Below are 12,133 nucleotides of genomic sequence, written 5' to 3'. Positions count from 1 at the left end.
GACTCACTCAATTTAGCCATTGCCGACGTTTTCGGCTTGCTCCACTGGCAAAGATACCGCACAGCAGCGCCAATAGCGCTACCCCGGCGCCCGTAACGAACCATTGCTGCTGTTCGGTCAGCAAACGCGGCAAGGGACTTGCCTGGGCTTCCTTGAGTTGCAGCTTCAGGCGCTGATTCTCCTGGCGCAACCGGGCAAGCTGGGCGCTTTCGCGGGTGTTGTCGGCATTTTGCAGTTGTTTGCTCAGTTCTTCCCGCTGCTGCTCGCTGGCCTTCAGGCGCTGCTGCAACTCGGTAATCTGGCTGCCGGCACTTAATGACAATGGCGTGGAGCTGCCGCTTTCGGTGGTTTCCTCACCATGGGCGGGCGCCATGATCGTCAACGTGACCCACATCAGACACAACGGACCTTTGCGCATTGCGATTCCTGCTAGCAAATGGATATTGGGCAGGTTGTCGGCAGGCAAACGAGAATAATGAGCGATTGAGAGCGGTGAGAAGCGGGAAGGTTCAGTGCCAGAGGCAATGCAGAGATAAGGCACCTGTTGAAACTGTGGCGAGGGAGCTTGCTCCCGCTGGACTGCGCAGCAGTCCCATTGCCTTTGAAAAGCGGGGCCGCTGCGCGACCCAGCGGGAGCAAGCTCCCTCGCCACAAGGTTGCCTCTTTACGGCAGAACTTGCTTGAACGGCTTGACGATCACGCTGGCGTACACGCCTGCGGCGATGTACGGATCGGCGTCGGCCCAGGCCTGGGCGGCGCTCAGGGAGTCGAATTCGGCGACGATCAGGCTGCCGGTGAAACCCGCAGCGCCCGGATCATTGCTGTCGACCGCCGGGTGCGGGCCGGCCAGTACTATGCGGCCTTCGCCCTTGAGCACTTGCAGGCGTTCGAGGTGGGCCGGGCGCGCGGCGAGGCGGGCTTCGAGCGAGTTGGCGACGTCGGTGGCAATGATTGCGTAGAGCATGTCAGTCCTCGGTTTTTGGCGTTGTGGTATCGGCGTCGTGCAGATGGCGGGACAGGTAGATGCCCTGACCGACCAGGAACAGCACGGTCATGCCCAGGCTGCCGAACACCTTGAAGTCGACCCAGATGCTCTGGAAGGTAAATGCCACGAACAGGTTGGCAGCGCCGCAGAACAGGAAAAAGGCGATCCAGGCGATGTTCAGGCGGGTCCAGACCGGATCCGGCAGGGTCAGCGCGTGGCCCATGATGCGTTTGATCAGCAGGCGGTCACCGATGAAGTGGCTGCCGATGAAGGCCAGGGCGAACAGCCAGTTGACCACCGGGGCTTTCCATTTGAGGAAGGTCTCGCTGTGGAAGGCCAGGGTCAGGCTGCCGAACACCAGGCAGGCGATCAGGGTCAGCCATTGGCTTTTTTCCAGCTTGCGCTGCTTGATGAACAGCGCGCCGTAGACTACGAGGGAGCTGATGATCAGCATCGCCGTGGCGCTGTAAATACCGCCTACAGTCACCTCATGGCCGGCAATGTCGACGACCCGTGGATCCAGTTTGTAAACGATGAAAAACAGCAGAAGCGGGATGAAATCGATGAATTGTTTCACAGTGAGAGCCAGAAGCTGGATGTGGCGGCATAATAACAAACATATGGGCGCGCGATAGCGCCAGCTGATTTGAGGTTACAACTCCCCGTGAATGTTGATTTGCACTGCCACAGCACGGCCTCCGATGGCGCCCTGGCGCCGGCGGTTCTGGTTGCGCGTGCGTTTGAAAACGGCGTGCGAGTCCTGGCGTTGACCGATCATGACACCCTAGAAGGCCTCGCCGAAGCGCGCAGCGCTGCCGAAGAACTGGGCATGCAGTTGGTCAACGGCGTCGAACTGTCCTGCACCTGGGGCGGGGCGACCATCCATGTGCTGGGTTACGGTTTCGACGTCAACGCCGCGCCACTGGTCGAGGCCATCGCCAAATTGCACGATGGCCGCTGGCTGCGGTCGGAAGAAATAAGCCGCAAGCTCGGCCTCAAAGGTATGCCCGGTGCCCTCGACGGCGCCCGGCAGATCCAGCAGGAGCTGGGCGACAGCGGCAACGCCCCGGCCCGTCCGCATTTTGCCGACTGGATGGTGCGTGAAGGTTTTGTAAAGGATCGCGCCGAGGCGTTCCGTAAATGGCTCGGCGCCGGCAAGCTGGGTGACGTCAAGCAACACTGGCCGACGCTGGAAGACACCGTCAGCACCCTGCGCGCCGCCGGAGCGTGGGTCAGTCTGGCGCATCCATGGCACTACGATTTCACCCGCAGCAAGCGCCGAAAGCTGATTGCCGACTATATTCAAGCGGGCGGGCATGCAATCGAAGTGGTCAATGGCCATCAGCCCGCGGAACAGGTCGGCAGCCTGGCAATCCTTGCCCGCGAGTTCGGTCTGCTGGTCAGCGCCGGCAGTGATTTCCATGGCCCTGGAGGCTGGTCGGAGATTGGCCAGTACCGGCCGGTTCCCGAGGACCTTCCACCCCTGTGGTGTCGGTTCAAACATGACACAGTTATTGCCGCCGTCTGAACAGGTAGAAAACGTGAGTCAATTTTTCCAGATCCATCCGGAAAACCCGCAAGCGCGCCTGATCAAACAGGCGGTCGAGATCATCCGCAAGGGCGGGGTGGTGATTTATCCCACGGACTCTTCCTACGCCATCGGTTGCCAGATCGGCGACAAGACCGCGATCGAGCGCGTGCGCCGTCTGCGTCAGCTCGACGAAAAGCACAACTTTGCGCTGATCTGCAGCGACCTGTCGCAACTGGGCAACTACGCCAAGATCGACACCGGCACCTTCCGCATTCTCAAGGCGCATCTGCCGGGGCCTTACACCTTTATCCTCAACGCCACCCGCGAAGTGCCGCGCCTGTTGCTGCATCCGAAAAAACGCACCATCGGCCTGCGGGTGCCGAGCCATCCGATTGCTTTGGCGTTGCTGGCCGAACTCGGCGAGCCGCTGATGAGCGTGACCCTGATCATGCCCGGCGATGAAGATCCGCTGAGCGATCCGTACGAAATGCGCCAATTGCTTGAACATCAGGTGGACCTGATCATCGACGGCGGTTTCGGCGGGATCAAGGCATCCACCGTGATTGACCTGACCGGCGACGACCCGGAAGTGATCCGCGTCGGTTGCGGCGACCCCGCGCCGTTCATGGTCGAGGCCTGAATGTCCGCAGTGGAAACCGTTGTCGATCCCCAGGCCGGCGCCCAGCAGGAACTGCCGTTTGCCATGGTCTATGGCCAGGCTGTCACGGAAATGCCGCTGGACCTGTACATCCCGCCGGATGCGCTGGAAGTGTTTCTCGAAGCCTTCGAAGGCCCGCTTGACCTGCTGCTGTACCTGATCCGCAAACAGAACATCAACATCCTCGACATCCCGGTGGCGGAAATCACCCGTCAGTACATGGGCTATGTCGAGTTGATGCAGTCGGTGCGCCTGGAGCTGGCCGCCGAGTACCTGGTGATGGCGGCGATGCTGGCCGAGATCAAGTCGCGGATGCTCCTGCCGCGCGCCGAAACCGTCGAAGACGAAGAGGACGACCCGCGCGCCGAACTGATCCGCCGCCTGCAGGAATACGAGCGCTTCAAGGCTGCCGCCGAAGGCATCGACGGCCTGAGCCGGGTCGGTCGCGATGTTGTAGTGCCCAAGCTCGACGCCCCGGAAGCCCGGGCGCGCAAGCTGCTGCCGGATGTCGCGCTGGAAGAAATTCTGATGTCCATGGCCGAAGTGCTTCGCCGGGGCGATATGTTCGAGAGCCATCAGGTCAGCCGCGAGGCACTGTCGACCCGCGAGCGCATGAGCGATGTGCTGGAACGGCTCAAGGGCGGCGGGTTTGTGCCGTTCGTCGAGCTGTTCACCGCCGAGGAAGGTCGCCTCGGCGTGGTGGTGACCTTTATGGCGATCCTTGAACTGGTCAAGGAATCCTTGGTCGAGCTGGTGCAGAATGAGCCGTTCGCCGCGATCCACGTGCGAGCCCGAGCCGAATAACGAGTCGAAACATGAACCTGACTGAACCCCGCGAGCTGGCGTCCCTGCTTGAAGCCTTTCTGTTGGCCTCGGGAAAACCGCAATCGCTTGAACGCCTCTACGAACTGTTCGAAGAAGGCGAGCGCCCTGAACCGCCGGTCTTCAAGAAAGCCCTGAGCCTGCTGGCCAAGTCCTGCGAGGGCCGTGCGTTCGAGCTCAAGGAAGTCGCCTCCGGCTACCGCTTGCAGATCCGCGAGAAGTTTTCGCCGTGGGTCGGGCGTTTGTGGGAAGAGCGGCCACAGCGCTATTCCCGTGCGCTGCTGGAAACCATGGCGCTGATTGCCTATCGCCAGCCGATTACCCGGGGCGAGATCGAAGACGTGCGGGGTGTGGCGGTCAACACCAACATCGTCAAAACGCTGATCGAGCGCGAGTGGATCCGCATCGTCGGTTACCGCGACGTGCCGGGCAAACCGGCGATGTTCGCCACCACCAAGGCGTTTCTCGATCACTTCAATCTGAAGAACCTCGAAGACCTGCCGCCGCTGGCCGAACTGCGCGAGATGGAAACCGAGCCCGTCCTCGATTTCGACGACGCACCGGTGCCGCAGGGCCTGCAGGAACAGGCCGACGCCAGCGCCGAGCCGGAAGAACCGAAAGAAGAAACCAGCTTCCACAGCTTGCTGCTGGAGCTGGACAGCATGGAGGAGGGGATCAAGACCGACTTCGATGATTTGTTGCGCGATGCGGCGGATGGTGAAACGTCGACGACTGAGCCGGAAGTCGAGACCGTCGAGCCGGCGATTGAAGTTGAACTTGAGGCCGAGCCTGAAGCCGAACCGGAAGAAGATATTCTTGGCGTTGCCCAGGCCCGGGAAAAACTTCTGGCTGCCGTCGCTGCCCTCGAACAACCGACGCCCGAGCCCGAGCTGAGTGAGGAAGAAGCTGAAGCCCGCGCCCTGGCCGAAGCCATCGAAGCCGAACGCCGCGAGTTCGAGGACTGACCGAAATCCGGGGAGCAATGAGGCCCCTGTGGGAGCGAGCTTGCTCGCGAAAGCGGAGTGTCATTCAAAGATGATGCGTCTGACATGCCGCCTTCGCGAGCAAGCTCGCTCCCACAGGGCTCAGCGTAAGCCAGGAATATCAAATGAGCTCAACCAAAGACCCCTGCATCAGCCTCTGCAAATTCACCGACGACATCTGCCTCGGCTGTGGCCGCAGCAAGCGCGAAATCCGCGCCTGGAAGAAACTCGACAAGGACGACAAGCGCACAGTGCTGGCGGAAGCCGCGTTGCGCCTGATCAAACTCGGTGGCGCCGGTCGGCGGAAAAAGAAATAACTGTCGATCCATCAGCTAGTCTCTGATGCGCGATGGCGCACATCCGCGTATGATTCGCGACCCTTCGGCGATCCCTTCGCCCGAAAACCAGATTTCAATGCTTCAGGCGCCGCCTGAACAGACCACACCGGGAGGTGCCCAGATGAGTGACATCAATCAGAAAGACGACCAGGAAATCGGCCCAGCAGGCGAAAAACTGCAGAAAGTCCTCGCCCGTATCGGCGTCGGCTCGCGCCGTGACGTCGAAGCCTGGATCAGCCAGGGCCGGATCAAGGTCAATGGCAAAGACGCCACCCTCGGCCTGCGCGTCGACATGCACGACGCCATCACCATCGATGGCAAGGTGATCAAGCGCGAAGAGGCTGCCGAGTCGGTACGCCGCGTGATCATGTACAACAAGCCCGATGGCGAGATCTGCACCCGTGACGACCCGGAAGGCCGTCCGACCGTGTTCGACAAACTGCCGCGTCCGAAAGAAGGCCGCTGGATCAACATCGGTCGTCTCGACATCAACACCACCGGTCTGCTGATGTTCACCACCGACGGTGAGCTGGCCAACCGCCTGATGCACCCGTCCTACGAGATGGACCGTGAGTACGCCGTGCGTGTCCGCGGTGAAGTCGACGATGAAATGATCGAGCGCCTGAAGGCGGGCGTGGTGCTGGAAGACGGCCCGGCGCGTTTCACCGACATTCAACAGGCGCCGGGCGGCGAAGGCTTCAACCACTGGTATCACTGCGTGGTGATGGAAGGCCGTAACCGTGAGGTTCGTCGTCTGTGGGAATCCCAAGGCCTGGTGGTCAGCCGTCTGAAGCGCGTGCGCTTCGGTCCGGTATTCCTCAACTCCGACCTGCCGATGGGCCGCTGGCGCGAAATGAGCCAGTACGAAGTCGACGTGCTCAGCGCCGAAGTCGGCCTGACGCCGGTGGCGATGCCGCAACTCAACGCCAAGAGCAAGGACAAGCTGGAGCGTATGCAGCGTAAATCGTCGCGGCCGATGGCCAAGACCGAGCGCGTGCGCACCCTGCGTCCCGCCGCTGGCGCGCCGACCGGTCCGCGTCCGAGCCGTGAGCCGCAGATCGAAGGCGAGCGTCCGGGTCGCAAGCCAGTGGCCCGTGACGGCGAGCGCGCACCGCGTCCGGCCAACGGTCGCACCGAGCGTGGCGAAGGTCGTGCGCCGGCCGGTCGCGGTACGCCAGTGGCGGATCGTCCTGCGGACACCACCAACAAGCGTCCGGCCAAGCCAGCACCGAAGCGTCCGGGGATCAAACTGGTCGACGGCGACAAGCCATCGGGCAAGCGCCGTGGCGCACCGGCCGGTTCTGGTCAGCGTCCAGGCTTCGGTCGCAAGAAGCCTGAGTGATCGGGTTTAGTGCCTGAATGACAAACGCCAACCGCAGGGTTGGCGTTTTTTTTCGTCTGGATTATTGGCGCGCTATTTCTGTAGGAGCTGCGGCACGCTGCGATCTTTTGCTCTTCAAAAGCAAGATCAAAAGATCGCGGCCTCGTTTTACTCGAGAGCTCCTACAGGGAGCAGTGGTTTCAAAACAGAAATTTCTGCTTAAAAGACAAAGCGTCCGTCAAACACCGGCTTGTCATCCAGCGCCAACACCCCGCCGGAGAAAATCAGGTCCAGGTGATGACTGCCCTTGGCCCCACCGCCGAGGCCCAGATGCAGCCCGCAATGGCGCTCCTCGAAACCGGCATTGCGCGCATACAGGTCTTTAACGCCTTCATTGGTACCAATCCCCAATTCCTCAATGCGCCGGTTCGACGGATTGGCGTCCAGGTACTTGTTGAAATCATGCTCCAGCCCCGGCACATCAGTGGCGATGCGGCTGATGGTCGAGTTTTCGATCCACAACTCCAGTGGCGACTCCAGTACGCCGTACTTGCGCGCAAACGGGATGGTGCTGAGGAACGTGCCCTTGAATTTCACATGGCCGTTGATGGCTTCGCTGTGGGTGGCGATCTCGCCGGGGGCCAGGTCGAAGTTGCCGACGCCGTTGATGTCGGTCCACTTCTTGATGCTGCTCAGCGGCGTTTCAAACCATGAGCCGTGGTCGTCCTTGAAACTCAGCGTGGTCGCTTGGGACATGCGCTGGATCAAGTGACTGTTGAGCCCGGCGATACGCTGCGGCGTCACGCTGAAGGTGTCGTAAAAATAGTCGCCGTAATCTTTGAACAACAGCGACTTCTTCCAGTTTTCCGCCATCACGCCTTGCAGGGCGCGGACGAACTCCGGGCCGTCGGGGCGCGGGTTGGGCAGCGTGGAAGAGTCATAGAAGAAAATGTACAGATCGCTGTCGGCAATCGCCGCCGTCAGCGTTGCGGTGCTTTCCAGGTCCAGGCGTCTGGCGCTGAAGGTGAAGCGGGGATGATCGCCGGCCTGTTCGGCGATGGCGCCGGTCAGGGCTTCGTAATCGGCGGTGTGGCCGAGCAGTACCTTCGCCGAGTCGAGACCGGCAAGGGCAGGGTGATGTTCGAGGTAGTAAAGGAAATGCGAGATCGCGCGGGGCTTATCCATGAGTCCTCCCTGACTGACCGTGAGAAAGCGGCAGGCACGACCGGCCGGATCGTGCCTGCCCGGGGATGTCTTACAGAGGCCACATCGCCGTGCCGAACGGAACCACCGCGTCGGCTTGCATCATTTCCACGGCGGCCTCATGGGTCGGTGCTTCGAACCATTCGTCCAGTTGCAGTTCGGTGTCCAGGTCTTTTTCCAGTGCTTGCATGGTCGATCTCCTAGATGACGTTCACGGTTATGACTGGCCGGTCGAGGTGGCCGGCAAGACGTGAAGAACCTAGTTCAGGGTGTTTTGTAATGCAAAAAATTATTTATTTAAAATTTAAATAAACTTTTTATTCTGTTTTTAAGCGGCGGTTTTCTTATTTGAAAACAAAAAACTAAGCGGCCACTTTCATTAGCAAGCTAGCTACCGTCAATTTGCAGACGTCCTACAGAATTTTCCGAAATGGAAAATCTGCGTTACGCGTTGTAAAGAAAAGTTTACGAAAACCCCGGTAAAGGCCAGTGGATTCACCCCGTTGCCGACTCTGTAAGGAAAACCTGCCGGGGCCAAGCGGCAAAGGCCCCGCGCAGGGCTCTGGCGCGCTTGTTTCAGCCTCGTTTGCAGGGTGAGATGCGCCCCATGCCTGTCGTGCAGGTGCATAACAAGAAGGAGGCGCAATGAACGCCGAGATTGATCTTCACTTCTCTCCGTGGGGCGGTTTTTCGCTCGTCCCCGTCGATGGCCTGCAAAGGCCTGACTCATTTTTTGCAGTCGCCCGAGTGTCTCGAGGCGGACCCACGCAATCCCGGCAGGCGCCACGCTGATCCAGCGGGGTCTGGCAGCAGGGGGTTAGCGGTGTACAATGCGCCGCGTTTTAACTGTGACCCTCTGCGTAATCGCGCAAACCTCAAGGCTATCCGCCTTGTTCACTCCGCCACGTCACAAGCGTGTCGGGTTCGATTTCGTCACAGATAAAAACAAACAGGTGACGCATGACCGTTGTAAAAACGCTGAATTCCTGGTGCTTGCGCTGGGGTTTGATCGGGGTTGTCTGAAATCGCAACCTTGCAGCAACGTCTACTGAACATCATCAAACCTTGCGTGGGACCTTTTTCATGAGTGGACAAAACTCGCAATCAGGCGAGCTGAAACGCGGCCTGAAAAATCGCCATATTCAACTGATCGCCCTCGGTGGTGCGATTGGTACCGGATTGTTCCTCGGCTCGGCCGGGGTCCTGAAATCCGCCGGCCCGTCGATGATCCTCGGCTACGCCATCTGCGGCTTCATCGCCTTCATGATCATGCGCCAGCTCGGCGAGATGATCGTCGAAGAGCCGGTGGCCGGTTCCTTCAGCCATTTCGCACACAAGTACTGGGGCGGTTTTGCCGGTTTCCTGTCGGGCTGGAACTGCTGGATTCTGTACATTCTGGTGGGCATGTCGGAGCTGACCGCGGTCGGCAAGTACATCCACTACTGGGCGCCGGACATCCCGACCTGGGTCACCGCCGCTGCATTCTTCGTGCTGATCAACGCGATCAACCTGGCCAACGTCAAAGTCTTCGGTGAAGCTGAATTCTGGTTTGCGATCATCAAGGTCGTGGCGATCGTCGGCATGATTGCACTGGGCAGCTACCTGCTGGTCAGCGGCCATGGCGGCCCGCAGGCCTCGGTCAGCAACCTGTGGTCGCATGGCGGGTTCTTCCCCAACGGCGTCAGCGGCCTGGTGATGGCGATGGCGATCATCATGTTCTCCTTCGGCGGTCTGGAAATGCTCGGTTTCACTGCAGCCGAAGCCGACAAGCCGAAAACCGTGATCCCGAAAGCGATCAACCAGGTGATCTACCGCATCCTGATTTTCTACATCGGCGCGCTGGTGATCCTGCTGTCGCTGACCCCGTGGGACAGTCTGCTGGAAACGCTCAATGCGTCCGGCGATTCGTACAGCGGCAGCCCGTTCGTGCAGGTGTTCTCGATGCTCGGCAGCAACACCGCCGCGCACATCCTCAACTTCGTGGTACTGACCGCGGCGCTGTCGGTGTACAACAGCGGTACTTACTGCAACAGCCGCATGCTGCTGGGTATGGCCGAGCAAGGCGATGCGCCTAAGGCCTTGTCGAAGATCGATAAACGCGGCGTGCCGGTGCGTTCGATCCTCGCGTCCGCGGCGGTCACGCTGGTGGCGGTGTTGCTTAACTACCTGATGCCGCAACAGGCGCTGGAACTGCTGATGTCGCTGGTGGTGGCCACCCTGGTGATCAACTGGGCGATGATCAGCTTCTCGCACTTCAAGTTCCGCCAGCACATGAACAAGACGCAGCAGACGCCGCTGTTCAAGGCGCTGTGGTACCCGTACGGTAACTACGTCTGCCTGGCGTTCGTCGCGTTCATCCTCGGCGTGATGTTGCTGATCCCGGGCATCCAGATCTCGGTGTACGCGATTCCGGTGTGGGTCGTGTTCATGTGGGTCTGCTACGTGATCAAGAACAAGCGCGGTGCGCAACAGGCGCTGCACGCGGCGAGTGCTTCGAAGTAAGCGCTGAGGCAACAAACAACAAACCCGGCCAATGTGCCGGGTTTTTTATTGCCCCTTCGGCAGCTCCTACAGGGTTGATGGCGTATCCTGCTGCTTCTGAATACGGACGCTTTTCCATGCTGGTGATTTCCAACAATGTGCATCTGCCGGATGCCGAGATCGAACTGACGGCCATTCGCGCGCAAGGCGCCGGTGGGCAGAATGTCAACAAGGTCTCCAGCGCTGTGCACCTGCGCTTCGACATTCCGGCCTCGTCCTTGCCCGAGTTCTACAAGGAGCGGCTGCTGGCGCTGCGCGACAGTCGCATCACCAGCGACGGCGTGCTGATCATCAAGGCCCAGCAATACCGCACGCAGGAAGCCAACCGTGCCGATGCGCTGCAGCGTCTGACCGAGCTGATTCTCAGCGCCACCAAGGTCGAAAAGAAACGCCGCCCGACCAAACCGACCCTCGGCTCGAAGAAGCGCCGGCTCGAATCCAAGACCAAGCGTGGCAGCATCAAGGCCGGGCGGGGCAAGGTGGATTTCTAATCTTCTCGGTACTTCGCCGTGTGCTTGTAAAGGTAAACGCTCAACGCCAGACCGCTCAGGGAGGCGAGGGCGGCGAACAGGAAGATCGAGGCAAAACCGAAGCCCGACGCAATGGCCCCGGCCAATGGCCCGGTAATCCCCAGCGACAAGTCGATGAACAGCGAATAAGCGCCCACGGCCGCGCCTCGGCTGGAGGCCGGCACCAGGTTCACCGCTTCCACGCCCAGCGCCGGGAACACCAGCGAGAAGCCGAAACCGCTCAGCGCCGCCCCGGCCAGTGCCCAATGTGCATCCGGTGCCAGCCACAGCAGCAACAGGCCCAGGGTTTCCACCGACAGGCAGGCAATCGCCACGCGAAAGCCGCCGAGGCGGTTGATCAGGTTGCCGAACAGCAGCCGCGCGCCAATGAAGCTGGCGCCGAACAGGCTCAGGCACAACACCGCGTTATCCCAGTGCTGAGTGGCGTAATACAGGGTGATGAAGGTGGCGATGGTGCCGAAACCAATCGAGCCCAGTGCCAGTCCGCAGCCGTGCGGGAACACGCGACCGAGCACATGCATGAACGGCAGACGCTCGCCGGCGACAATCGGCGCGGCGGTTTTCGGCCAGGCCAGCAGCAGACCCAGCGCTGCCAGCAGAATGATGCTGACGCCCATGCTCCACAGCCCCAGCTGGCCGACCAGCCACACGCCGAACGGCGCACCCACCGCCAGCGCGCCGTAACTGGCAATGCCGTTCCACGAAATCACTTTGGCGGTATTCGCCGCACCAACGCGGCCGATGCCCCAGCCGATTGAACCGGAGCCGACCAGGCTTTCCGCGCTGCCCAGCACCAGACGGCCGATCAACAGGCTGATCAGGCTGAGCATCGGCAGGTTCGGTGTCCACGCCGAAATCAGCATGAACACGCCACTCAAGCCGCAACCGGCCAGACCAATCATCACCGCGCGCTTGCTGCCCTGGTTGTCGATGATCTTGCCGGCGTACGGACGGCTGAGCAGGGTGGCGAGGTATTGCACGCTGATCACCAGCCCGGCGATCACCGCGCCAAAGCCCAGATCACTGTGGACGTAACCGGGCAACACCGCGAGCGGAATGCCGATGTTCAGGTAGCCGATGAAAGTGAAGAGGACGATGGAAACGACTTGCAGCGTGACCGCCAGGGGGCGCTGGGGTTGTGGCGTAGAGGACGACATGGGGAACGATCCACGGCAAAGCAGGATTAGATAGGCTGCTTATGATACCGGCGTGAACGCATCT

Annotated in this window: 14 protein-coding genes; 8 read left to right on the top strand and 6 right to left on the bottom strand. The window is 60.6% G+C overall.

What is annotated here, in order from left to right; translation table 11 throughout:
• Nucleotides 1-7 precede the first annotated feature (7 nt).
• The 3 genes from OC71_RS21175 to OC71_RS21165 form a co-directional block, all read right to left on the bottom strand.
• The gene (locus OC71_RS21175) at nucleotides 8-418 is read right to left on the bottom strand and encodes a translation initiation factor 2 (protein ID WP_041073068.1); all 411 of its coding nucleotides are present in this window, start codon (nucleotides 416-418) and stop codon (nucleotides 8-10) included.
• A gap of 246 nt (nucleotides 419-664) precedes the next feature.
• A complete protein-coding gene (locus OC71_RS21170) occupies nucleotides 665-964 on the bottom strand; it encodes a YciI family protein (RefSeq protein WP_025110562.1) in 300 nt (99 codons plus the stop codon).
• Between the two features lies 1 nt (nucleotide 965).
• A complete protein-coding gene (locus tag OC71_RS21165; protein ID WP_027613975.1) occupies nucleotides 966-1,562 on the bottom strand; it encodes a septation protein A in 597 nt (198 codons plus the stop codon).
• 87 nt (nucleotides 1,563-1,649) lie between these two features.
• Between OC71_RS21165 and OC71_RS21160 the strand changes: the two genes are divergently transcribed.
• The 6 genes from OC71_RS21160 (at nucleotide 1,650) to rluB (ending at nucleotide 6,659) form a co-directional block, all read left to right on the top strand.
• Nucleotides 1,650-2,513, top strand: coding sequence for a PHP domain-containing protein (locus tag OC71_RS21160; protein ID WP_041073066.1), 864 nt, complete (start codon nucleotides 1,650-1,652; stop codon nucleotides 2,511-2,513).
• A 13-nt stretch (nucleotides 2,514-2,526) separates the two neighbouring features.
• A complete protein-coding gene (locus tag OC71_RS21155; RefSeq protein WP_007966016.1) occupies nucleotides 2,527-3,156 on the top strand; it encodes an L-threonylcarbamoyladenylate synthase in 630 nt (209 codons plus the stop codon).
• A gap of 123 nt (nucleotides 3,157-3,279) precedes the next feature.
• On the top strand, nucleotides 3,280-3,978 hold the full coding sequence (locus tag OC71_RS21150; RefSeq protein ID WP_171061841.1) for a ScpA family protein: 699 nt from the start codon (nucleotides 3,280-3,282) through the stop codon (nucleotides 3,976-3,978).
• Nucleotides 3,979-3,989: 11 nt separating this feature from the next.
• Nucleotides 3,990-4,961: an SMC-Scp complex subunit ScpB gene (scpB, locus tag OC71_RS21145; protein ID WP_041073064.1), complete on the top strand. Its 972-nt coding sequence runs from the start codon at nucleotides 3,990-3,992 to the stop codon at nucleotides 4,959-4,961.
• Between the two features lie 143 nt (nucleotides 4,962-5,104).
• The gene (locus OC71_RS21140; protein ID WP_003222773.1) at nucleotides 5,105-5,296 is read left to right on the top strand and encodes a DUF1289 domain-containing protein; all 192 of its coding nucleotides are present in this window, start codon (nucleotides 5,105-5,107) and stop codon (nucleotides 5,294-5,296) included.
• 142 nt (nucleotides 5,297-5,438) lie between these two features.
• Nucleotides 5,439-6,659 (top strand): 23S rRNA pseudouridine(2605) synthase RluB, encoded by a 1,221-nt coding sequence (rluB, locus tag OC71_RS21135; protein WP_003222775.1) that lies wholly within the window; start codon nucleotides 5,439-5,441, stop codon nucleotides 6,657-6,659.
• 198 nt (nucleotides 6,660-6,857) lie between these two features.
• On the opposite strand, the gene OC71_RS21130 is transcribed toward rluB, so the two are convergent.
• Entirely contained in the window at nucleotides 6,858-7,823 is a 966-nt protein-coding gene (locus OC71_RS21130; protein ID WP_041073062.1) for a hypothetical protein, read from the bottom strand.
• A 70-nt stretch (nucleotides 7,824-7,893) separates the two neighbouring features.
• Nucleotides 7,894-8,031: a hypothetical protein gene (locus tag OC71_RS28395; RefSeq protein ID WP_003222780.1), complete on the bottom strand. Its 138-nt coding sequence runs from the start codon at nucleotides 8,029-8,031 to the stop codon at nucleotides 7,894-7,896.
• Nucleotides 8,032-8,924: 893 nt separating this feature from the next.
• Between OC71_RS28395 and OC71_RS21120 the strand changes: the two genes are divergently transcribed.
• Together OC71_RS21120 and arfB are read left to right on the top strand one after the other, a co-directional pair.
• Nucleotides 8,925-10,343, top strand: a complete 1,419-nt coding sequence (locus OC71_RS21120; RefSeq protein ID WP_041073059.1) for an amino acid permease — start codon at nucleotides 8,925-8,927, stop codon at nucleotides 10,341-10,343.
• A gap of 116 nt (nucleotides 10,344-10,459) precedes the next feature.
• Nucleotides 10,460-10,873 carry an alternative ribosome rescue aminoacyl-tRNA hydrolase ArfB gene (arfB, locus tag OC71_RS21115; protein WP_041073058.1) on the top strand — a complete coding sequence of 138 codons (414 nt, stop codon included), beginning with the start codon at nucleotides 10,460-10,462 and terminating at the stop codon, nucleotides 10,871-10,873.
• On the opposite strand, the gene OC71_RS21110 is transcribed toward arfB, so the two are convergent.
• Nucleotides 10,870-12,069, bottom strand: a complete 1,200-nt coding sequence (locus tag OC71_RS21110; RefSeq protein ID WP_041073056.1) for an MFS transporter — start codon at nucleotides 12,067-12,069, stop codon at nucleotides 10,870-10,872. The genes arfB and OC71_RS21110 overlap by 4 nt on opposite strands.
• Nucleotides 12,070-12,133 lie beyond the last annotated feature (64 nt).

Source organism: Pseudomonas sp. W15Feb9B, assembly GCF_000828175.1.
GTDB classification, from domain to species: Bacteria; Pseudomonadota; Gammaproteobacteria; order Pseudomonadales; family Pseudomonadaceae; genus Aquipseudomonas; species Aquipseudomonas parakoreensis.
This window is presented reverse-complemented; position numbering and strand designations above follow the sequence as displayed.